The organism is Streptomyces sp. NPDC019937 (assembly GCF_040631655.1).
In the GTDB taxonomy this organism is placed as follows: domain Bacteria; phylum Actinomycetota; class Actinomycetes; order Streptomycetales; family Streptomycetaceae; genus Streptomyces.
On sequence record NZ_JBEYAL010000001.1, the window covers coordinates 299,143 to 321,805 of the forward strand.

The 22,663-nt window shown below is 72.8% G+C and carries 17 protein-coding genes; 5 read left to right on the forward strand and 12 right to left on the reverse strand.

What is annotated here, in order from left to right; genetic code table 11:
* From ABZ562_RS01180 to ABZ562_RS01215, 8 genes are all read right to left on the reverse strand, one after another.
* The coding region (locus ABZ562_RS01180; RefSeq protein ID WP_361472172.1) for an amino acid adenylation domain-containing protein at window positions 1-3,319 on the reverse strand (3,319 nt) is incomplete at its 3' end.
* 96 nt (window positions 3,320-3,415) lie between these two features.
* On the reverse strand, window positions 3,416-4,693 hold the full coding sequence (locus ABZ562_RS01185; RefSeq protein ID WP_361472175.1) for a serine hydrolase domain-containing protein: 1,278 nt from the start codon (window positions 4,691-4,693) through the stop codon (window positions 3,416-3,418).
* 157 nt (window positions 4,694-4,850) lie between these two features.
* Window positions 4,851-6,137 (reverse strand): MFS transporter, encoded by a 1,287-nt coding sequence (locus tag ABZ562_RS01190; RefSeq protein ID WP_361472178.1) that lies wholly within the window; start codon window positions 6,135-6,137, stop codon window positions 4,851-4,853.
* Window positions 6,130-7,155, reverse strand: a complete 1,026-nt coding sequence (locus tag ABZ562_RS01195) for a TauD/TfdA family dioxygenase (protein WP_361472181.1) — start codon at window positions 7,153-7,155, stop codon at window positions 6,130-6,132. Before ABZ562_RS01195 ends, ABZ562_RS01190 begins: the two co-directional genes overlap by 8 nt.
* Entirely contained in the window at window positions 7,152-8,366 is a 1,215-nt protein-coding gene (locus ABZ562_RS01200; protein ID WP_361472184.1) for a pyridoxal phosphate-dependent aminotransferase, read from the reverse strand. Before ABZ562_RS01200 ends, ABZ562_RS01195 begins: the two co-directional genes overlap by 4 nt.
* Window positions 8,363-8,992, reverse strand: coding sequence for a 3-isopropylmalate dehydratase small subunit (leuD, locus tag ABZ562_RS01205; RefSeq protein WP_361472187.1), 630 nt, complete (start codon window positions 8,990-8,992; stop codon window positions 8,363-8,365). Before leuD ends, ABZ562_RS01200 begins: the two co-directional genes overlap by 4 nt.
* Window positions 8,993-9,002: 10 nt before the next feature.
* Entirely contained in the window at window positions 9,003-10,418 is a 1,416-nt protein-coding gene (leuC, locus tag ABZ562_RS01210; protein WP_361472190.1) for a 3-isopropylmalate dehydratase large subunit, read from the reverse strand.
* Window positions 10,415-11,599, reverse strand: coding sequence for a pyruvate carboxyltransferase (locus tag ABZ562_RS01215; protein ID WP_361472193.1), 1,185 nt, complete (start codon window positions 11,597-11,599; stop codon window positions 10,415-10,417). Before ABZ562_RS01215 ends, leuC begins: the two co-directional genes overlap by 4 nt.
* 824 nt (window positions 11,600-12,423) lie before the next feature.
* Here ABZ562_RS01215 and ABZ562_RS01220 point away from each other — a divergent pair.
* Together ABZ562_RS01220 and ABZ562_RS01225 are read left to right on the forward strand one after the other, a co-directional pair.
* A complete protein-coding gene (locus ABZ562_RS01220; protein ID WP_361472196.1) occupies window positions 12,424-13,146 on the forward strand; it encodes an ATP-binding cassette domain-containing protein in 723 nt (240 codons plus the stop codon).
* Window positions 13,147-13,592: 446 nt separating this feature from the next.
* Window positions 13,593-14,054, forward strand: a complete 462-nt coding sequence (locus ABZ562_RS01225) for a hypothetical protein (protein WP_361472199.1) — start codon at window positions 13,593-13,595, stop codon at window positions 14,052-14,054.
* A 165-nt stretch (window positions 14,055-14,219) separates the two neighbouring features.
* On the opposite strand, the gene ABZ562_RS01230 is transcribed toward ABZ562_RS01225, so the two are convergent.
* Window positions 14,220-14,645: a hypothetical protein gene (locus tag ABZ562_RS01230; protein ID WP_361472201.1), complete on the reverse strand. Its 426-nt coding sequence runs from the start codon at window positions 14,643-14,645 to the stop codon at window positions 14,220-14,222.
* A gap of 410 nt (window positions 14,646-15,055) precedes the next feature.
* On the opposite strand from ABZ562_RS01230, the gene ABZ562_RS01235 reads away from it, so the two are divergent.
* Complete coding sequence (locus ABZ562_RS01235) at window positions 15,056-16,810, forward strand: 2-isopropylmalate synthase (RefSeq protein ID WP_361472204.1); 1,755 nt, start codon at window positions 15,056-15,058, stop codon at window positions 16,808-16,810.
* 55 nt (window positions 16,811-16,865) lie between these two features.
* Window positions 16,866-17,672 carry an indole-3-glycerol phosphate synthase TrpC gene (gene trpC, locus ABZ562_RS01240; protein ID WP_361472206.1) on the forward strand — a complete coding sequence of 269 codons (807 nt, stop codon included), beginning with the start codon at window positions 16,866-16,868 and terminating at the stop codon, window positions 17,670-17,672.
* A 13-nt stretch (window positions 17,673-17,685) separates the two neighbouring features.
* On the opposite strand, the gene trpD is transcribed toward trpC, so the two are convergent.
* A complete protein-coding gene (gene trpD, locus ABZ562_RS01245) occupies window positions 17,686-18,744 on the reverse strand; it encodes an anthranilate phosphoribosyltransferase (protein WP_361472209.1) in 1,059 nt (352 codons plus the stop codon).
* A 152-nt stretch (window positions 18,745-18,896) separates the two neighbouring features.
* Here trpD and ABZ562_RS01250 point away from each other — a divergent pair, with 152 nt between their 5' ends.
* Complete coding sequence (locus ABZ562_RS01250) at window positions 18,897-20,321, forward strand: PLP-dependent aminotransferase family protein (RefSeq protein WP_361472212.1); 1,425 nt, start codon at window positions 18,897-18,899, stop codon at window positions 20,319-20,321.
* A 15-nt stretch (window positions 20,322-20,336) separates the two neighbouring features.
* On the opposite strand, the gene ABZ562_RS01255 is transcribed toward ABZ562_RS01250, so the two are convergent.
* Complete coding sequence (locus tag ABZ562_RS01255) at window positions 20,337-20,909, reverse strand: aminodeoxychorismate/anthranilate synthase component II (protein WP_361472215.1); 573 nt, start codon at window positions 20,907-20,909, stop codon at window positions 20,337-20,339.
* Window positions 20,906-22,492, reverse strand: a complete 1,587-nt coding sequence (locus ABZ562_RS01260) for an anthranilate synthase component I family protein (protein ID WP_361472218.1) — start codon at window positions 22,490-22,492, stop codon at window positions 20,906-20,908. Before ABZ562_RS01260 ends, ABZ562_RS01255 begins: the two co-directional genes overlap by 4 nt.
* Window positions 22,493-22,663: the final 171 nt, after the last annotated feature.

The following is a 22,663-nucleotide window of genomic DNA, read 5'->3' on the forward strand; positions in this document are numbered from 1 at the left end:
TCGGGTGCCCCACCCCCCCCGGGGGGTGTCCTCCCCCGGGGGGGGGGGGCGGGGGGGGGCCCCCCCCCCCGGCCCCCCCCCCGGCGGGGGGACCGCCCAGGCGCTGGGCGAGCGCGGCCACGGTGGGGGCCTCGAACAGCGTCCGTACCGACACCTCGCTGTCCAGGACCGCCCGGACGCGGCTGACCAGGCGGGTGGCGAGCAGGGAGTGCCCGCCCAGGTCGAAGAAGCTGTCGTCGATGCCGATCCGGTCGACGCCCAGCACCTCGCAGAACAGGTCGTGCAGCTGCTCCTCGCGGGCCACGCGGGGCGCGCGCCGGGTGGCGGCCGGTTCCAGGGCGGGCACCGGCAGCGCGGCGCGGTCGGCCTTGCCGTTGGGGGTCAGTGGCAGCTCCGCCAGGAGCACGACCACGGCCGGGACCATGTAGTCGGGCAGCGTGGCCGCGACGTGTTCCCGCAGCCGGGAGGGTTCCGGACGCCGGCCGGCGGCCGGGACGGTGTACGCCAGCAGCCGCACATCGCCCGGACGGATCTCCTTGGCCACCACCACGGCCTTGGCCACGTCGGCGTGGCGCTCCAGCACCGTCTCGATCTCGCCGAGTTCGATGCGGAAGCCGCGGACCTTGACCTGGTGGTCACTGCGGCCCAGGAACTCCAGGTTGCCGTCGGCGGCCCAGCGGGCCACGTCGCCCGTGCGGTACAGCCGCGCCCCCCGCTCGCCCGACCAGGGGTCGGCCACGAAGCGCTCGGCGGTGAGGCCGGGGCGGCCCTGGTAGCCGTGGGCGAGCCCGGTCCCGCCGATGTACAGGTCACCGGCCACGCCGGTGGGCACCGGCCGCAGCGCGGCGTCCAGCACGTAGATCCGGGTGTTGGCGATGGGCTTGCCGATGGCCGGAGCGCCCGGTCGGCGCTCCAGCCGCGCGGCGGTGGACCAGATCGTGGTCTCCGTCGGGCCGTAGAGGTTGACGGCCTCGGCGCCCAGCTCCCGCATGGTTGCGGCAAGCGCGCTGGGCAGCGCCTCACCGCCGACGGCCATCCGCAGTCCCCGTACGGCCTGCGGCTGCTGCTCGCACAGCGCGTGCCACAGGCTGGGGGTGGCCTGCATGACGGTGGTGCCGGTGGCGGTGATCAGCTCCGCGAGGGCCTGTGGGTCGCGGACGGTGTCCTGGTCGGCGAGGACCAGGGTGGCCCCGCGGGTCAGGGGGAGGTACAGCTCCAGGGCGGCGATGTCGAAGGCGATCGTGGTGACCGCCGTCCACACGTCGGCGGGGGTGAGCGGCAGCAGTTCGCCCATCGAGGACAGGAAGTTGGCCAGCGCTCGCCTGCCGACGACCACGCCCTTGGGCCTGCCGGTCGAGCCGGAGGTGTAGATGACGTACGCGGCCTGGTCGGCGCCGCCCAGGGTGCGGCGCCCCGCCTCGACCGGCGCGGTGTCCGGCAGCGCGGCCAGTTCCCGCGCGGTGTCCGCGTCGTCCAGTACGAGGGTGGCGGCCCCGCTCGCGGACAGCCGTCCAGCGGTGCGGGTGTCGGTGACGACGGTGACGGGCCCGGTGTCCGACAGGGCGTAGGCGATGCGCTCGGCCGGGTACTCCGGGTCGATGGGCAGATACGCCGCTCCGGTCTTGGCCACCGCGAGCAGGGAGGCCACCAGGTCGGTGCCGCGCGGGAGGACGAGGCCGACGAACGCGCCGGGGGCCGCGCCCCGCAGCGCCAGCGCCCGGGCGATGCGGTTGGCGCGGGCGTCCAGCTCCGCGTAGCTGGTGGTGCGGCCCCCGTACACCACGGCCGGCGTGTCGGGGCAGGCGCGCGCCCGGGCCTCGAAGAGGTCGGCGACCGTGCTGTCCGGCACCGGCCGCGCGGTGGCGTTCCACCGCGTCAGCAGGCGGTCGCGCTCGGCGTCGTCCAGGATGTCGAAGGCGTCGAGCGCCCGCTCGGGGGCGTCGGTGGCGTCGGCCAGCAGCCGCAGGACGGCCTCGGCCATGCGGCGCGCGGTCGGCTCGTCGAACAGTTCGCGGCTGTAGTCGACCAGGATGTCCATGCCGCGCGAGGCGCCGTCCCGCTCCTCCGGCACCGCCCGGATGTGCAGGTCGTACGGCGAGCGGGGGGCGGGCACGTCCCAGGTGTGCGCCGCCAGATCGCCGAAGGTGTCCGGGGCGGGCACCGGCGCGGCGACGTCGAGGACGACCTGGCACAGCGGGTGCCGGTTCAGCGCCCGGTCCGGTCGCACCGCCTCCAGCAGCCACGGGAAGGGCAGTTCGCCGTGGGCGCGGGCGGCGGCGGCCGTGGCCGCGCAGGTGCCCACCAGCTCCGTGAAACTCGCCCCGTCCGGCACGGCGGTGCGCAGCACCACGGTGTTCTCCAGCGGGCCCACCACGTCCGGTTCCGAGCGTGCGCGGGTGCTGACGGTGGTGCCCAGCGTGAGGTCGCGGGTCGCGGCGAAGCGGCCGAGGGTGGCGGCGAGCGCGGCGTGCAGCACGGCGAACACATCGGTGCCGGTGCGCTCGGCCAGTGCCGCGACGGCCCGGTGGCGCCGGGCGTCCAGGCGCAGCCGGAGCCGGGCGCCGGCATACGTGGCGACGGCCGGACGGGTGCGGTCCGCCGGGAGCTGGAGCTGTTCCGGCGCCCCGGCCAGCGTGTCGCGCCAGAACTCCAGTTCGGCCGCGGCCACCGCGGAGGGGCGCTCGGCGGTGCCGAGGACACCGGCCTGCCGGGCCGCCGACCGCGCGTACTGCGCGGGCCGCTCCCCGTCCGCCGGGCGCCCGCCACGGGCGCGTACGGCGTAGGCGGCGGCCAGGTCGCCCAGCAGGGGCCGCCAGGACGCCTCGTCCCCCGCCACCCGGTGCAGCACCAGCAGCAGGACGTGGGCGCCGGGGGCGACGGAGAACACCTCGGCGCGCAGCGGGATGTCACGGGTCAGGTCGAAGCGGCGGCCCGCCGCCCCGGCCAGCTCCTCGTCGAGCGTGTCCGCGTCGGTGGCGCGGACGGCCAGCGTGGCGAACGGCTCGTGCGCGGGGCGCCGTTCGGGGCGGCAGCGGCCTTCGTGTTCGGTGAGGACGGTACGCAGCAGATCGTGCCGGGCCAGCAGGTCGCCCAGCGCGTCCCTGAGCGCGGCGGGGTCGAGGGCCCCGGTCAGCCGCGTGGCGCGGGCCAGGGTCTCCCCGGCACCGGACTCCTGGAGACGGTTCAGGAACCACAGCCGACGCTGGACCGGTGACAGCCCGTCGCCTTCCGTGGCCGCTACCGGAGTTTTCGGTGAATCCGGTGAATCCAGTGACTGCGACGGGGAGGAAACCCGCCGGATGCCGTTGGTTCCTGTCACTTCCATACTCCAGCGAAAAGTCGTCCGAGAAGGCGGGCAGCCTCCGTATGGGGAAACTCAGCGGTCTGTTGCCGGGAATTGACCGGCGTGTTCCTGTTACGGCGTCTCTTTGCGCAGCACGCGTCCGGCGAACTGCATGAGGGGGCCGTTTGTGAGATCCGGGCGGTTCAGGAACCGGCCCGCGTAGGGTGCTTCGGGGACATCGGTGCGATGGGCGCGGAAGACGCCGTGGTCGTCGACGTCGAGGCGGTAGCGCGCCCCGGTGTCGTCTTCGAGGTGGAGCGGCGCGCCGGTCGTGCCGCCGGTGACGCGGTACTCCAGGGTGCCGTTGACCCAGGTGCCCACCCGGTCCTCGGCGGCCGCGGGGACCGCCGCCGGACGCGGCCGGGCTTCCACGGCCGCGTCCGGGGCCGGGCCGACGTCCGTGCCCTCGGCGCGGAGCCGGTCGGTGAGGCCGCGCCACAGCGCCAGCCCCGCCGTGGAGTCGGTGACCAGGGCCAGGACGGTGCCGTCCTGCGGACGCACCCGCAGGTTGCAGGTGGTGCCCGCGCCCATGGCGTCCAGCCCGAGCCAGGGCCGGTCCCCGCGGCCGTACCGGGCCCAGCCCAGCCCCCAGCCGTCGGCGAGCCCGTACGGCTCGGCGCCCGGCGCCGGGCGCCGCATCGCCGCCGCGCCGTCGTCGTCGAGCAGCGCGTCGAGCGCCCGGTCGCGCGCCTCGGTGTGCAGCCGGGCGAAGGCCACCAGGTCCTCGGCGGTCCCGGCCAGCGCCGCCGCCGGGGCCAGGGCCGCGGGCACCCGGGGCTCCAGCGGTACGGCCCCCGCGGCGGTGACCGCGTGGCCGGAGGCGATCGCAGGTCCTGGCACCGAGGGCCCCGGGCCCGGCACATAGGCGGGGGTGATGCCCAGCGGATGCAGCAGGAAGGAGTCCATGGCCTCGCGCCAGGGGGTGCCGGTCACCGACTCGATCAGCCGGCCGGCGAGCGCGAAGCCGGTGTTGGAGTAGGAGAAGGCGCTGCCGGGCGGGAAGAGCAGGGCCGGCTTTCCGGCGGCGGCCACATAGCCGCGCAGGCTCGGCTCCCCGTCGTCCAGGTCGCACACCAGGCCGCCGGTGTGGCTCAGGAGGTGCCGCGCGGTCACCGCCGCCCCCAGCCCGTTCGGCGCGGCGGCGAACTCCTCGCCGTACTGGCCCAGCGGAGCGTCCAGTTCGACATCGCCGTCGCCGACGAGCTGCAGGGCCACGGTCGCGGTGAACAGCTTGGTGACGGAGGCGAAGGGAAAGCGCAGCGCCGCCGTCTCCGGTCCGCCGACGTGCGCCACCTGTATTTCCCCGCCGTCGAACAGGGCGAACTGGGCGCGGGAGACGCCGAATTCCATCGCCGTACGGTGAAAATGGGCGACAAGCTCCGATGACACCACGGAATCCCCCTCCGCTTTTCTTTCCGTGACGAGTGGCAGACAGCCTGAAACTAGCATCAGCGATTTCGGGAGGGCAGCGTCCTTAAGCCGACCACGAAAAGCGCTGGTTGACGAATCATTCCCCCTGGGCTCCGCCCGCGCCGCCGTCGGAGTGGGCGCGGATGGCACCGCTGACGGTGGCCCGCAGGGCCAGCAGCGCCAGGACCGCCGTGGCCGCCAGCACCGTGACCGTCGGCCCGGAGAACTCCAGCAGCGCCCCGCCCGCCACCGGCCCCAGGGCGGAGGCCGCGCCCAGGCTCACCCCGATCGCACCGGCCAGCCTGCCGCGCATCTCATCCGGCGTGATCAGCATCTGGTGGGTGGTGATGATCGCCGACGCGGTCGGCGCGAGGAAGACCACACAGCCGAGCACCGCCCCGTGCACGTACCCGGCGGGCAGCACCGCGAGGAGCGGTACCAGTACGGTCGCCCCCCACGTCAGCAGCGTCACCGCGGAATACGTCGACAGCCGCAGCCGCAGCCGGGGCGCGGCAAGGGCGCCCAGCACGCCACCGGCACCCGTCAGCGCCCCGATCGCCCCGACCTGGGACCCGGCTCCGTCCTGCTGCGCCAGGCCGATGGCCACCAGCAGCAGCCCGCTGAAGACCGCGTTGAAGCCCATGGTGAGACCGACGGTGACCCGCAGCAGACGGTTCGCGCACAGCCAGCGCAGGCCCGTCACCGTGCTGCGCCACAGGCCCTGGGCGTCGTCGGGGGCGCTCCGCTCCCGCTCCTCGGGGGTCCGCAGGAACAGCAGCGTGCCGAACGCGGCCAGCGAGGTCACCGCCTGCGCGCCGAACGGCAGCACCCGCGCCACGTTGTAGAGCACCCCGCCGAGGCCGGGGCCCACGATCGTGGCGACGTGGTAGCGCGCGGTGTTGCGCGCCACCGCCGACGACAGCTGGGACCGGGGCACGACCTGGGGCAACAACGCCTGGTCGGCGACGCTGAACAGCGCGGTGGCCACGCCCTCGACCACGGCCACCGCCAGGATCAGGGCGAGCGGGGCCCACCCGGCGGCGATGGCGACCGCCAGCGCCCCCAGCGCCAGGGCCCGGGCCATCTCGGAGACCAGCAGCACCCGCTTGCGCGGCATACGGTCCGTCAGCGCGCCGGCGGGCAGCCCCGCCGCCATCCGGGAGGCGGCGACGGCGAACTCCACCAGCGACGCCTGGAACACCGACCCCGTCATGGCCAGCACCAGCAGCGGATAGGCGAACAACGTGGCCTGGGAGCCCAGCTGCGAGAGCACGTTGCTGCTCCACAGCAGGTTGTACGCACGGTTGCGGGACAGCGGACGGAGCGGAGCCTTTGCCGTCCGTCCGCTGTCCCGCGCCGTACCCGCCCCGGCCCGCTCAGTCACCGCGCACTGCCGAGCCGCCACCGGGCAGCGCGGTCCGCTCCACGGGGCGCAGCCGCGCCCAGGACAGCGCGTCGGCCATGCTCACGAACAGCTCGCGGGGCGGCACGAACGGGGCCCTGCCGTGCGCCACGCTCAGGTTGTCCACGATCAGCACGTCACCGTTCCGGGCGTGCACGTCCAGCTCGTGTCCGCGGTAGGCGGCGTGCAGCTCGTCCATGACGTCCTGCTCGATCTCCGAGCCGTCGGCGTGGAAGGTGTTCGTCGGGATGCCCCAGGGGCCGTACTCCTCCAGCAGCAGCTCGGCCAGGTCCTTCTTCAGCGCGCTGGAGTTGAAGAACGTCATGTGGTTGAACCAGGACTTCACCCCGGTCTCCGGATGCGTGGCCACCGCCCAGCGCACCTGCCGGGTCTGGACGTGGTCCTCGGCCAGCCACTCGACCTCGATGCCGTTGTCCGCGCAGTAGCGGCGCACCTGGTCCCGGTCCTCGGTGGCGAACGCCTCCTGCCAGGACAGTCCGAGACCGGGCAGGAAGTTGCGCACCAGGAGGTAGCCCTCCTTGTCGAACCGCTCGACGATCTCGCGCGGCAGGGCGTCGTGGATGGCCCGGCAGTCGGCGAGCCGGCTGGCCCCGCCCTCGGGGGCGCCCTGCTTGCAGAAGAAGAACAGATAGCGCGGGACGTTGAGGTTGTAGGACTGCTCGGTGTGAAGGAAGATCTCCTCGGTCGGCGGGTGGTCCGTCGCCGTGAACACACCGGGGTGCAGCTCGGTGCGGGGCGAGGAGCGCTCGGTGTAGTCCAGTGGCGCGCTCACGACGTGCTTGACGAAGGCGTCCAGGTCGTCCCAGCCGGCCCACTGGTATCCGCTCAAGAGCGCGGCGCCGTGCCCGACGACGCGTTCGCGGATGAACGGGCCGTGCTGGACGCCCAGTTCGGTCAGCGCGGGGCGGTCCGGGCTGGACACCTCGCACACCAGGCCGCCGTGCCGGGGCTCGGTGTCCAGGTGGATCGCAGCGGTCATGGGAACGTACTCCTCTGTTTCGCGGATGGTGCCGGGCCGCCGTTCAGGCGCCGGTGGGCTTCGAGGATGGTGGCCTCGGGGCGGTTGAAGGCGACCCGCACATACCGGGCACCGCGCCGGCCCTCGGCGAAGAACGGGGTGGCCGGGGCCAGCAGCACCCCGGTCCGCTGGGCCAGCTCGCGGACGAACCGGGGACTCGGCGCCTGGGTGAGGCCACCGATCCCGGCCATCACATAGACCCCGCCCTGGGGCACGGCGCAGTCGAAGCCGGCCGCGGTGAGCATCCGCACCGCGTGGTCGCGCAGCGGCCGCATCGACCCGGCCGGGTCCCAGCCGTCCGCCAGGGCCGGGCCGCCGTGCGCGAGGGCGTGCTGCAGGGGCGACGCGGCCCCGCCGGTGGTGGCCACGTGCACCTGGCGCAGCAGCCGCGTCCACGGTTCGGGCGCGCGCATGTACCCCAGCCGCCACCCGCTGACGGAATGGCTCTTGGAGAAGCTGCCCAGCACGATGCTCCGGTCGGCGAGGCCCGGGACCTCGGCCGCCGAGCGGTGCGGTGCGCCGTCGTAGACGTAACTCGCGTAGACCTCGTCGGAGACGGCGACCACGTCCCACCTCGCGCACAACTCGGCGATCAGGTCCAGTTCCTCGCCGGTCAGCAGCCGCCCGGTGGGGTTGGACGGGCTGTTGATGACGATGGCCCTGGTGCGCGGGCCGAACGCGGCGGTGAGCGCCGCCGGGTCCAGGGCCCAGTCGGGGCCGTCGGCCGACACGACCCGGGGTACGCCGCCGGCCAGCGCGATGGCGCTGAGGAAGTTCTCGTAGAACGGCTCCAGGACGATCACCTCGTCACCGGGGTCGACACAGGCCAGCAGGGCCACCGCGAGCGCCTCGCTGGCGCCCGCGGTGACCGTCAGCTCCGTACGGGGGTCGGGGCGGCCGGGCAGGGAGTGGGCGATCCACTCGCGCAGCGGCGTGTTCCCGGCCGGGTCCTCGTACTGGTGGACGCCCTCCTGAAGGGCGTGGACGGCCTGTTTGACCAGCTCGGGCGGGGTGGTGGGCCACCCGGGGGTGCCGACGGCGAGGTTCACCACATCGCCGCCGGTGGCCTCCATGAGCAGCCCGGCCAGGCCACCCGCGGGCAGTTGGCGCACACGTTCCGCGCCGAGCGGGTGGCCGGCCGGGCCGGCAGCGGGCGGTGGCACCGCGGTCATCGTGCTCCCTCGGCGGCGGCGAACCCGGCCGCCGACCCGCGGGGGATGGTCGGCAGCCACGACGGGCGCCGCCGCTCGTACGCGTCGATCAGGGTGCCGCGCCGCAGCGTCAGCTCGATGGTGTCCAGGCCCTGCAGCAGCAGTTCGCGGGCGCGCTGATCGACCTCGAAGCCGAAGGCCCGGTCCCCGGCCCGCAGCTGCAGCTCCTCGAGGTCGACGGTGACCGTGAACGACGGGTCGCGCTCGGCCTCCCGCATCAGCTCCTGGACCACCTCCAGCGGCTGGTCGACCGGGACCAGGCCGTTGTTCATGGCGTTGCGGCGGAAGATGTCACCGAAGCCGGTGGCCACGACGGCGACGAAGCCGCCGTCCTTCAGGGCCCACACCGCGTGCTCCCGCGAGCTGCCGATGCCGAAGTTGCGGCCCGCGAGCAGGACGGTCGCGCCCGAGTGCTCCGGACGGTTGAGGAAGAAGGCGGGGTCCTCGCGCCAGCGGGCGAACAGGGCGTCCTCGTAGCCGCTCTTCACGACCCGCTTGCAGTACTCGGCCGGGACGATCTGGTCGGTGTCGATGTCGTCGCGGCGCAGGGCCACCGCCCGCCCGGTGTGTGTGATCAGGGGTTGCATGGACCTTCTCTCATCCCAGGTCGGCCGGGGCCGACAGACGTCCGGCCACCGCGGTCGCGGCGGCGACCACCGGCGACACCAAGTGGGTGCGGGCGGTGGCGCCCTGCCGGCCTTCGTAGTTGCGGTTGGAGGTGGAAGCCGAACGCTGCGGCCCGGTGAGGCGGTCGGTGTTCATGCCCAGGCACATCGAGCAGCCGGGCAGCCGCCACTCGGCGCCCGCGTCGGCGAACACCTTGTGCAGGCCCTCCTCCTCGGCCTGCTCGCGCACCTGCATGGAGCCGGGGACGACGAGCAGCCGGGTGGAGTCGGCCACCTTGCGGCCGCGCAGCACATCGGCGGCGGCGCGCAGGTCCTCGATGCGGCCGTTGGTGCACGAGCCGAGGAAGACCACGTCGATGGGGACCTCGCGCAGCGGGGTGCCCGGCTTCAGGTCCATGTACGCCAGGGCCTGCTCGGCCGCCGCCCGCTCCACCTGGTCGGTGAAGGCCTCGGGCGCGGGCACCCGCTCGCTCAGCGGCACCGTCTGGCTGGGGTTGGTGCCCCAGGTCACCAGCGGGCTTAGACCCGACACATCCAGTTCGACGGTCCGGTCGAAGGTGGCGCCGTCGTCGGTGCGCAGCGTCCGCCAGTGGGCGAGGGCGGCTTCCCGGTCGGCGCCGCGCGGTGCGTGCGGACGCCCTTCGAGATAGGCGAAGGTGGTCTCGTCGGGAGCCACCAGTCCGGCCCGGGCGCCCGCCTCGATGCTCATGTTGCACAGCGTCATGCGGGCTTCCATGGACAGCGCCCGGACCGCCGCGCCGCGGTATTCGATGATGTGGCCCTGGGCACCGTTGGCCCCGATCTGCGCGATCAGGGCGAGGACCAGGTCCTTGGCGCCCACACCCGAGGGCAGTTCACCGGTGAACTCCACCGCCATGGTCCTGGGCCGCCCGATGGACAGGCACTGGGTGGCCAGCACGTGCTCGACATCGCTGGTGCCGATGCCGAAGGCGAGCGCCCCGAAGGCACCGTGCGTGGAGGTGTGGCTGTCGCCGCAGACGATCGCCATGCCGGGTTGTACGAGCCCCAGCTGCGGGCCGACCACGTGCACGATGCCCTGCCGCCGGTGGCCGAGCTGGTACAGCTCCACCCCGTAGGTCTCGCAGTTGCGCCGCAGGGTGTCGATCTGGGTCCGGCTGACCGGGTCCGCGATCACCGTCGAGTCCGTGGGGACGTTGTGGTCCTCCAGCGCGACGGTCAGCTCCGGGCGCCGTACGGTGCGCTCCGCGAGCCGGAGGCCGTCGAACGCCTGCGGGGAGGTGGCCTCGTGGGTCAGGTGCAGGTCGATGTAGAGCAGGTCGGGCTCGCCATCGGCGCGGTGCACGACATGGCTGTCCCACAGCTTTTCGGCGAGGGTGGTGGGGGCGCCGCTCGGAGTGGTGGTCATCGCGCGCCCGCCCCGGCCGGCTGGGCGAAGCGTTCGGCCAGGCTCGCCCGTACCACGTGCAGCTCGTCGCACTCGCCACCGGAGCGGCTGGCGATGTACTCGTGGTACAGCTCGTCCAGCAGCTCGGGCGTGGCGGGCACGTCGAGCTGGTCGAGCAGATGCGCCAGGATGCCACGGCCGGAGTGGCGGCCGACCAGCATCGAACGCTCACGGCCCACCCGGGTGGGCTCGAGGTATTCGTACGTCTCCGGGCGCGCCAGCATCCCGGCCTGGTGGATCCCGGCCTGGGTGGCGAAGGAGTACGCGCCGAAGATGGCCTTGTTGCGCGGCGTCCGCATCGAAATCGCCCGCGTCAGCACCTGGTACGCCGCGTACAGCCGCTCGGTCCTGATCGCGGTCGTGAAGCCGTAGTGCTCCGCCTTGTACAGCAGGACGGCGGCGAGTTCCTCCAGGGCCGCGTTTCCGGCGCGCTCGCCGATCCCGCCGAGCGTCACCTGCATCTCGTCGGCACCGGCCTCGAGGCCCGCGAGCGTGTTGGCGACGGCGAGGCCGAAGTCGTCGTGGCAGTGGATGGACAGCGTGGTGCTCGCGGGGATCCACTGGCGCACGGCGTGCGTGAGGTCGGCGAACTCGCCGGGCACCATGCACCCGGAGGTCTCGCCCAGCGCGAGTGTGGTGGCGCCCGCTTCCGTGGCGATCTCGCAGTAGCCGCGGAGCAGGTCGTGCTCGCCCCGGCTGGCGTCCTCGATGCCGATGGAGATGTCGGTGACGCCCAGCTCCTTGGCGACCTTGACGGCCGTCCGCACCTCGGAGTACGCCTGCTCGCGGGTGATGCCGCGCTTGTGCTCCAGGTGCAGGTCGCTGCCGGTGACCAGGAGCTGGATCTGGTGCCGCTCGGTGCCGCCCGCCTCGACGGCGACCTCCACGTCCTTGGGCACCGACCGGCAGAACGAGGCGAGCCGGGCGCCCTTCAGCTGCTCGGACATCATCCGGGTCGCCTTGAAGTCCGTGTGCGAGGCGGCCGGGAACCCGGTTTCGATGACGTCGACGCCCAGGCTCTCGATCGCCAGCGCCACTTCGAGCTTCTGCTCCGCCGTCATGGCATTTCCGGGTGCCTGCTCGCCGTCCCGGAGCGTGGTGTCGAATACGGATATTCTGCGGGGTTCTGATGTGGTGCTCATCTGCGAAACCTTCCCCCAATACCGTCATCGGCGGCTCTTCGCCGTCTCGGCGGCAAACGGTGACTTGGTGACGTGCCGGAGCCGTCAAAAAACGGAATCCGGCATGCCGACTTGTCCGGGGGCGCTCGGGGAAACTCCCCATCTCCCTGAGCGCGCTCTCCTTGGTGAGGGTTACCCTGCCGGGCCGCGACCGGGGTCGCTACGTCTTTTCGCGGGCGCCAAATAGCCCTGGTCGAAGCCCGGTGCGCGGGCGGGAGACGGCGGGGGCGGGTGCAGAGAACTGCACCCGTGGACTGCAGGGAGCTTGACTGACGGCGCGACTTCCCCGGCGTTAGGCTCGCTGAGCAGCTGGCCCAACCATCGGGTCGTGCGGCTCTTCATTCCTCACGGCGAACAGGAAACACGATGTCTCAATGGCAGCCCCAAAAGGAACGTCGGTTGTGGCCATGGGTGTTGCTGGCCATCGTGGCTGTGGGCGTCGTCATCAACGTGACGCTCAGCCTGACGTAGCTCCCGTCATCCCGTCGGGGCCGGCGACTCCCCAGCCGACCCCGGGCGCCCCCTCCGCAGGCGGCACGTCGCGTACGAGGCAGTGGTGATCCCCCAGCCACTGTCCTCCTGCGCGGACGGCCGCCTGTGTGCTGTCCCCGGGCACTCACCGGATGGGACGCCGGGTCGGCATCGCGTCCGCTCGGCGCCCCCTCTTTTTCCGTAGCACACCCGCACCAGTACCGACGCGCCCCGCGTCACTGGTGAGATGAGGACGCTTCTGCGGCTACGCTCCCTCAGGGACGGCACTTGGCTGTTCTGGGGAAGTGTGAGACATGTTTGACGTGGAATCAGCCGAGGGCATGCGTCCCGAGCCCATGGTTCTCTCTCTGGACGACGTCGCGATGAGCTTCGGCGAGGGGGCCGGCCGTGTGCACGCGCTGCGGGGTGTGAGCCTCGGCGTGCGGCCCGGCCGCTTCCTCGCGGTCATGGGAAGTCCCGGCTCCGGGAAGACCACTGTGCTGCGCTGCCTGGCCGGGGACCTCGAACCCACCTCCGGAACGGTGCGGCGGAGCGCCGGGGAGCCCGGCGCCGCGATTCTGGCCGACCTCGCCCACCCCGCCGACGAGCCCCTGTCCACTGACCGGGTGACCGACTACGTGGAGGGGAACGCCAGGCGCCTCGGCGCCGCCGGGCTGCGGAGGCTCTACAAGACGACCGGCCTGTGGACGCACCGCCGCGCGACGATCGGGGAACTGCCCGCCGCGCAGGCCCGTCACCTCGTCATCGCGCGGTCGCTCGCCCACGACCCGGATCTGCTCCTGATCGACGAGCCCGCGGGGCTCCGCCCGGCCGATGAGTCGAGGGAGCTGGCCCAGCTGCTGCGCCGCGTGTCGGACTCCATGGGGACCGCTGTCGTGATGGTGACCGCCGACAGTGTCGCCGCGGCCCGGGCCGACGCGGTGATCCTCCTCCAGGGCGGCCTCATCGTCGACGCTCTTGCCGGAGCCACTCCCGAGCGGATCGGCGCATGCCTCGCGACCACCTCACCGGCGTGAACATTCCGCGAACAAGGGGCCCTGCCGGCCCGTCGGGTGCAGTTAGCTGCACCCGGCTGTGGGCGGGTACTCCACTATTCGAGGGGGCGAACGCGCCGTAAGGTAGGGGTAGTTGAGTGACCCCTGAAACTGGAGGAGCCGCAAGCGCCTCAGAGGGGCCACTCGTCTTCAAGCCGCCTCGTGGCATTGCCTTCAACCCGATGCGCCTGATGGGACGTGGCGGCCGAGGGAAGCCGGGCGGCTGAGCAGGTTTCGATGGGGGAAAAATGCGGCGTATCCGTTTTGCGTCCGGTGGTGTGCCGATGACGCGCATACTGACCGAATCAGACCAATTTCGTGAGGCTCTGTTCGCCCTGGAGATGCTGGGGCGCGATGCCGGCGGGTGGACCTTCAGGCGGTGGCGCAAGAGAGTGGCCCGCCATCGCGCGGTGAGGGATCTCGTCACCGTGGCCAGAACCATACGGCCCTTTCCGGACATGGACCAGATCGTGCAGCGCGCCTGTTCCCCTCTGGGCGGTGACGCCGACCGGTGTGGCCCCGAGCCCCAATTGGTCAGGGACGTCCGTGAATTCCACCGGATCGCGGTGGCCCCGTACCGCGAGCACATCGACCGGTTCCTGGAGGCCGACCGGGCCACGCGCCGGGACATCGCGCTCACGCACGGGCCGGAGGGGCTGCTCAGCACCCTGCACCCGTCGATTCGCTGGTCGTTCCCGGTGCTGGAGGTCCCCACGCCGCATGATGAGGACCTGGAGCTCGACACCCGGGGGCTGCTGCTCTCCCCCTCGCTCTTCCTCACGTCCCGCTCACCGCGGGTCCTGGGCCCGTCCCCGGACGACGGAATCCCCACCCTGTTCTACCCCGTGACCCCGGAGCGCGGCTGGCGGATGCCGGCGAGGACGCCATGACCGCTCGGCGCGTGGCGGCCCCGCCCCCGTGCACCGGGGGCGGGGCCGGCCGGCTTTCCTGAAGTGAGCAGGACGCCTCGGGAGACGGGGGATTGACCCGAGGCGTCCAGCTTGGGAGAGCCCGCCCGGAGGGCGGACGGCTGTGGTGTCAGGATGGCCGGGACATCAGAAGTCTTTGTAGTCGAGGCAGGTCTTCCGCAGGTCCGACAGCCGGTCGTTCTGCTCTTTCAGATAACCGAACACGGTACGCGGGCCATGGTCCTTCGGCTTGGCCTCGCGCAGCGAATCGGCGGTGGACTCGATGACCTTACGCAGCGTGTCGTCCGTCGCGTCGTCACCGAGCCGGTCGAGCTCGTCGGCACGCTTCTGGACATCGCGCTCGGCCTTCTCGGCGTCCTTCGGAAACGGATTGAAGAGCGTGAGCTTCACAATCTTCACGCACAATTCCCCGCGATCCGCCGCCTTCTGTGTCGAGTCGCAGGCCGCGGTGGTGAGAATCATGGCCCCGACGGCCGATACGGACAGCATGGCCGCGCCGCGCATTCTGCCGATCCGTCGGATGGTGTGTCCTTTTTCCTTGGCTGAACGCATCTGATCGCCCCCTCGCACGGCCCTGGCCCATCGGCAGACTCGTTCGTCCGATGGATTCCATTGTGCGCACCGCGGCCGGCGCCGGCAGTGGGGCAGGCACCCCAAGGGCGGTGCAGTTCACTGCACCGCGTGAGGGCAGCCCGCTGCCGAGAAGGAACCGGCCGCCCGGCCAGGCTCATTTCGCGTCGCCTTAAACGTCTGGCAACTCCCGCCCGACGAGCGGCAATCTGTACCTGTTCCGACATCCCTCCGGAGCATTTCTGGAGCGAGGCCCCGGGTCGAATTGACCGCTCGCCGACGCCCAGAAGTCCGGCTCGTCTTCCTGGCATTCAGCCACTCACCTCCCGCATTCAGCCACCCACATCCCATCGTCCTGGCGGCTCGTCCGCGCGGACGGGTACGGAGGAGCAATGGACGCATCACCGACGGACGCAGGGCACCGTCCGGCCGGAGCGGACCGTGGTCTGCAACGGCCGAGCCGGATGCCGTTGGGGAAGTACCTCCCGTACGAGCCGATCGGGCTGGAGGACCGTACCTGGCCCGGGCGCCGCGCGGAGCGGGCCCCGCTGTGGTGCAGCGTCGATCTGCGGGACGGGAACCAGGCCCTCATCGAGCCCATGGACGTCGTCCGCAAGCGCCGGATGTTCGACCTGCTGGTGTCCCTCGGCTTCAAAGAGATCGAGGTGGGATATCCGACGTCCTCGCAGGACGACCACGACTTCCTCCGGCATCTCATCGACACCGACGCCATCCCCGACGACGTCGTCATCCAGGTGATGGCGCCCATCCGCGGCGACTTCATCGGGCGCACCGTCAAGGCACTGGAAGGCGCGCCCCGCGCCGTCGTCCAGATCTTCAACCCCACCTCGGAGGTCCAGCGCCGGGTCGTGTTCCGCGCCGACCGCGAGCAGACGCGCCGGATGGCCCTCGACGGGGCCGAACAGCTGCTGGCGTTCCAGGAGTCCCTGCCCGGCACCGAGCTGTTCCTCCAGTACGCGCCGGAGTCCTACACCCAGACGGAGCCCGACTTCGCGCTCGACGTCTGCAACAGCGTGCTCGACTTCTGGGCACCGCGGGCCCGGCACACGTTCCGGATCAATCTCCCGGCGACGGTCGAGGTCTTCCCGCCCCAGGAGTACGCCGACCGCATCGAATACATGAGCCGCAACCTCGCCCACCGCGACCGGACCCTGCTCTCCGCCCATCCGCACAACGACCGGGGCTCCGGCGTCGCCGCCGCCGAAATGGCGGTCCTGGCGGGCGCCGACCGCGTGGAGGGCACCCTCTTCGGCAACGGCGAGCGCACGGGCAACGTCTGCCTCGTCACCCTCGCCATGAACCTGTTCTCCCAGGGCATCGACCCGATGGTGGACCTCAGCGACATCGACGGGATCCGCCGGGTGGCCGAGGAGTGCACCCGCATGCCCGTACCCGCCCGCCACCCGTGGGCCGGCGACTTCGTCTACACCTCGTTCGCCGGCACCCACCAGGACGCCATCGCCAAGGGGCTCAAGGCCCGCCAGGAGTCGTCCCAGGAGCGGTGGGACGTACCGTACCTGCCCATCGACCCCCGCGACATCGGCCGCGACTATCAGGCGCTGATCAGGATCAACACCCAGTCCGGCAAGGGCGGCATCGTCCATCTCCTGCGCACCGGGTACGGGCTGGAGCCGCCCCGCCGGCTGCAGATCGACTTCGCCGCCGTCATGCAGAAGATCTGCGAGCGCGCGGGCGGCGAGATCACGGCGCCGGAGCTGTGGGCGGCCTTCCAGGAGCGGTACGTCCTGCCCGGGCGCGGCGAGTCCCTGCCGGACCCCTGCCCGCCGTCGGCCGCCGCGGCCGCGACGGGCGGCGTCGAGCAGTGGTTCGCCCTCGCGCGCACGGCCCTCGACGCCCATGGCCTCGAAGGCCACGTTCAGGAGGTGACCGTCCAGGGCCCGATGGGCGGCCGCGACGAACGCGCCGCCTACTGCGAGATCGGCTGCGGCCCCCGCGCCTTCTGGGGGGTGGGCATCGACGCGGCACAGGACGAGGCGGTACGGGCCGCCATACGCTCCGCCGTCCACCGCATGCGCGACTACACGCAGGACGGCGAACCCCGGCTGCTCACGGATGCCGGAGGCGAAGTCCGGGCCCGCGGCCTCCGGCCCTCGACCCTCGTATGACGCCGTCACGGACGAGAAACGGACGCCACCACGGATGCGGAACGGGAGAGAACCGGTGACCGGGAAGAACGTGCTCCAGGACATCGTCCGGGGAGTTCGCGCGGACGTCGAGGCGCGCAGGGCCCGGGTGAGCCTCGGCGCGCTGCGGGACCGGGTGGCGTCCGCGCCGCCCGCCCTGGACGGCGTGGCGGCGCTGCGCCACCCGGCGGGAGTGCGGGTCATCGCCGAGATCAAGCGGGCCAGCCCGTCCAAGGGCAGGCTGGCCCGGATCGGGGACCCGGCCGGACTCGCCGCCGGGTACGAGGCCGGTGGCGCGGCGGCGATCAGCGTGCTCACCGAGGAGCGGCGGTTCGGCGGTTCGCTCGCCGACCTCGACGCGGTGCGGGCCCGGGTCCGCGTACCGGTGCTGCGCAAGGACTTCGTCGTCACGCCCTACCAGGTGTGGGAGGCCCGCGCGCACGGTGCGGATCTGCTGCTGCTCATCGTGGCCGCCCTGCACCAGCGGGACCTCGTCTCCCTGGTGAAGCTGGCCGGTGAGGTGGGACTGACCCCGCTGGTCGAGGTGCACGACGCCGAGGAGGCCGACCGGGCGGTGGCCGCCGGGGCTCCGGTGATCGGGATCAACGCGCGCGATCTGAAGACCCTGACCATCGACCGCACGCTCTTCCCGCGGCTGGCCCACCGCGTCCCCGACGATCTGGTCCGGGTCGCGGAGTCCGGCATCCGGGGCCCCGAGGACGTGGCGGCCTGTGCCGGCTGGGGCGCGGACGCCGTCCTGGTGGGGGAGACGCTCGTCAAGGACGGCAGCCCGGCGGACGCGGTGGCCCGTATGGTCCGCGCGGGCCGGGCCGCCGGGGGCTGACCGCCACCGCCCGTCAGGGCGTCGCGGCCAGCTTCGCGGTGACGGCGGCCCAGCGTTCCAGGACGTGTGCTGCCGCTCCCGAGTCGATGGCCCGGGCGCCCAGCCTGACCCCGGCGACCAGCCGTTCCGCCACCGGCCGGTCGACGGGGTCGAGCGCCGCGAGACCCGCGGCGGCCGACAGCAGCACCGCGTCCCGGACCGGGCCGCGGGCGCCCGCGAACACTTCGCGCGCCACCTCGGCGTTGTGCGCGGCGTCACCGCCGCGCAGCGCGTCCGGTGCCGCGTGGTCGATGCCGATGTCGGCGGGGTCGAACTCCTCGGCCCTGACCCGTCCTCCGACGACCGACCAGACCTTGGAGGTAGTGGTGACCGTCAGCTCGTCGAGCCCGTCGTCGCCCCGGAAGACGAGGGCGGAGACACCGCGCCGGGCCAGCACCTCGGCCACCAGCGGGGCCAGCCGGGGATCGGCCACCCCGACCGCCCGGGCGGCGGGCGACGCGGGATTGGTCAGCGGGCCGAGCGCGTTGAAGACGGTCGGGACCCCCAGCTCGCGCCGGGTGGCCGACGCCTGCCGCATGGCCGGGTGGAACAGCGGGGCGAAACAGAACGTGATGCCGACCTCCTCGGCCAGCTGGGCCACCCGGTCGACCGGCAGGTCGAGCCGGACACCGAGCCGTTCGAGCACATCGGCGGAGCCACAGGCCGAGGACGCCGAGCGGTTGCCGTGCTTGACCACCCGCGCCCCGGCGCCCGCCGCGACGATGGCCGCCATGGTGGAGATGTTGACGGTGTTCGCCCCGTCGCCACCGGTGCCCACGATGTCCAGGGCCGGGCCGGGAACGTCGAGGGGGACGGCGTGCGCCTCCATGGTCCGGACGAACCCCGCGATCTCGTCGGCCGTCTCGCCCTTGGCGCGCAAGCCGACCAGCAGGCCCGCGAGTTGCGCGGGAGTCGTCAGCCCGCGCATCACCTGATCCAGCGCCCAGGCGGAGTCCGCCGTCGTCAGATCCTCGCCGGCCAAAAGCGCCGCCAGCAGCCCGGACCAGGTGCGTCTGTGCTTTTCCGCAGTCACTGTCGATTCCCTTCGGACGCTTCCCTTTGGAGGCTTCCCTTTGGACAACTGGCTCGCGTATTCCCGGAATCAGTGTGCGGCGCAGTGAGAAGGACCTGCCAGACCAGTAGGCGCGAGTGAATCCAGTCCACTTCACGGGAGAAAGAAACCAGATGGCACTGCACGCCCTGATCGACGTGTCCCGGAAATCCGAGGTCCCCCTGACGGTCCAGATCCAGTGGAGAATACGAAAGGAGATCGGGGCGGGAGTTCTGCACCCGGGCACCCGGCTGCCCTCCAGCCGCCGCCTCGCCGAAGACCTCGGTGTGTCCCGCAGCGTGGTGGTGGAGGCCTACGGCCAGCTCATCGCCGAGGGCTATCTGGAGGCGGTCCAGGGCTCGGGCACCCGAGTGGTTCCGCACGCCGCCCGGGGCACCACGAGCGCCACCCTCGCCGACGACGGGCACGTCCCCGCGGTGCGCTGGGACCTGCGCCCCAGCGCCGCCGGCACGGCGAACTTCCCGCACCGCGAGTGGCTCTCCTCCTACCAGAGCGCCCTGCGGACCGCCGGGCGCCGGGGCCTGGACTACCCGCCGCTCTCCGGCGTCGCCGAGCTGCGCCTCGAACTGGCCCGCTACCTCGGCCGGGTGCACGGCGTATGGACCACACCCGACCAGGTCATGGTCGTCTCCGGCTTCGCCCAGGCGCTCGGGCTGCTGTGCGCCGTGCTGCCACGCCTGGGCATCGACCGGCTCGGCGTGGAGTCGCCCTGCCACCACCGGCAGCGCACGTTCGTGCGGGAGGCCGGGCTGATGCCGTGCGCCGTCCCGGTGGACGAACACGGCATCGACGTGGCCGCGCTGGCCAGGACCGGGGTGCGCGCGGCCCTGGTGACCCCGTCCCACCAGTTCCCCACGGGCGTCACCCTGAGCCCCGAGCGGCGCGCGGCGCTCGTGCGCTGGGCCGAGGACGTGGACGGCTGGGTGATCGAGGACGACTACGACGGAGACCTCTGGCTGGCCCACGGCCCCCGCCCGGGGGCGCTGCAGCACCTGGCGCCGGAGCGCGTCGTCTATGCCGGGACCGCCAGCAAATCCCTCGCCCCCGGTCTGCGGCTGGGCTGGCTCGCGGTACCGGCCCCGCTGGTCGCCCCGCTGGAGCGGGCCCGTGCCCAGCGGGACCTGGGCTCCGACACCCTGACCCAGCTCACCTTCGCCGATCTGCTGCGCACCGGGCTGTTCGACCGGCATCTGCGGCGCGAGCGCTCCCGGCTGCGGGGGCGCCGGGACACCCTGGAACAGGCCGTGCGCCGCCATCTGCCCGAGGCGCGGATCGCCGGGTCCCCGGGCGGCCTCCACGTGTGGCTGCGGCTGCCCCGCCACGTCGACGAGGGCGCGCTGGTCGCGGCGGCGCTGCGAAGATCCGTCCTGGTCAGGGGCGGGCGCCGGTACAACGACCCGTCGTGGCCGACGGGCCCCGCCCTGGCCGTGGGGTACACGGCGCCGCCCCGGTCGGGCATCGCGGAGGCGATGCGGGAGCTGGGCGACGCCTACGCCGAGGTACGGAACGCCTGGCCGGTGCCCGCGAGCGCCGGCTGACGGCCGTACGCGCCGTCAGCGGGCGGCGATGGACAGGAAGTTCTCGAACAGGTCCATCCCGCCCTCCGTGGCGATGCTCTCCGGGTGGAACTGGACCCCCTCGACCGGCAGCGTGCGATGCCGCAGCCCCATGACATAGCCGTCGTCGGTGGCGGTGGCCGTCACCACCAGCTCGTCCGGCAGCGGCTGGGAGACGACCAGGGAGTGGTAACGGGTCGCCACCGTCGCACCGGTCAGGCCCCGGAAGACCCCTTCGCCGTCGTGCCGCACCATGCTGGTCCTGCCGTGCATCAGGTGGTCGGCCGTCTCGACCCGGCCGCCGAAGGCCAGGCCGATCGCCTGGTGGCCCAGGCAGACGCCGAGCAGCGGGACCCGGCCCGCGAACTGATGGACGAGTTCGACGTGACCCGACGCCGCCGGATGACCGGGCCCGGGCCCCAGGACGACCGCGTCCGGGCGGAGCGCGTCCAGCTCCTCCGGGGTGCGGGTACCGGAGCGGACCACGTGCGTATGGACGCCCAGGGTGCGCAGATAGGCGTCGATGATGTGGACGAAGCTGTCATACGCGTCGATCAGCAGGACGTTCACGGCACCAGTTCCTCACCGGTCAGCGCCCAGTAGGCGGCTCCCATCTTGGCCAGGGTCTCGTCCCACTCCGCCTCGGCCGTCGACTGGGCGACGATGCCCGCCGAACTCTGCGTGGCGTAGCCGCGCCCGTCGTAGGTGATCGTGCGGATGCACAGGGCGAGTTCGCTCCAGCCGCGCACATCGACGAGGCCGACCGCCCCGGCGTAGATCCCCCGGGGCTCTTCCTCCAGGCCGTCGATGATCTCCATGGCGCGCAGCTTCGGGGCGCCGGTCATCGTGCCCGCCGGGAAGGTCGCGCACAGCGTCCGCCAGACGTCCGCGTCCGGCTCCAGGCGGCCGGTCACGGTCGAGACGAGATGGAAGACGTGCGAGAACGCCTCCACCGTCATCACGCCCTCCACGGCCAGCGAGCCCGGGCTGCTCACCCTGGCGATGTCGTTCCGGCACAGGTCGACGAGCATGATGTGCTCGGCCTGTTCCTTGACGCTGGCCAGCAGCTCCTTGACGCGCCGCTCGTTCTCCTCCGGCACCGGCCCGCGCCGCGTCGTCCCGGCGATGGGCCGCATGACGACCTCGTCCCCCTCGGTCCGGAACAGCAGCTCGGGGCTGGCCCCGATCAGCATGCCCCCGGCCCGCGGGCACAGGTACATATAGGGCGAAGGGTTCCGGAACCGCAGCCTGCGGTACACCTCCAGCGGCGTGAGCGCCGTCTCCACGTCGATGCGGTGGCCGACCTGGATCTGGTAGATGTCCCCGACCCGGATGTGCTCCAGGCACCGCCGCACCCAGCCGAGGAAGGTGTCGCGCGAGACACTGTCCCGTACCGCACGCGGCGCCGGGGCCGGAGGGCAGACCGGGCCCTCGCCGGCCGGTGCGGCGGCCGCCCGGGCCGCCGCCGCGACCGCGGGCGCGCCGGAGGCGGGGAAGTCCGCGCAGTCGGCGCTCAGCAGGCTCGCGCCCGTGCCGTCCAGCTCGTACCGGACGGTGTCCCGGAAGAGGGTGAACGTCGCGTCGGGGCCGCCCCGGGCGGCGTCGCGCTCCGGCAGCCGTTCCATGTGCCAGGCGGCCCCGTAGCCCAGGGTGGTGAGGAAGCCGAAGGCGTACGCGTCACCGGGGACGTCCGTCTCCACGGCGAACAGCCGCTGCGCCCGGCGCATCAGCTCCCACACCTGCTCGGAGCGGTCGAAGTCCCTCCGGTGCGCGGCGCCCCGGGGGCCGTCCGGCGCGGTCATCCCGCTGTGCTCGGAGACGGCCAGCAGGGCGTCCCGCAGCGGCTCCGTACCGTCGACCTCGATGTGCCGGGCGAAGACCCGCACCTCGGCCAGCCGGCCGCAGCCCACCACCGCGGAGCGGCAGTCCGCCTCGGGCCCGTTCCGGCTCTCGAAGAGGAAGACCTGGTCCAGCCCCAGCTCGGCGCCGAGTTCCGCGTACAGCCGCAGCGGCTCGTGCGGGGGAAGCGCCGTCCGGCCGACCCGCACGGTGAACGACGGCGACGCGGCCCGGAGCGGTGGCGGCCCGTCGACGGCCGGTGGCCCGTCCACGGCCGGACGCGCGGCCTCGCCGACGGTCGTCGTAGCTGGCATCTCATGTCCTCTCTTTTCCTGGGCCGGTCCATTCCGGCGTCCCCGGTGCGCCAAACCCAATCAGCAGGCCGCCGGGCGTACCAGACCACTTGGGGAACGCCGATGCGGGCCACTCCGGTGAATCTTGACGACGGTCGGCGGCGTCGGCTGGAATTCCGGCCGAGGAACAAC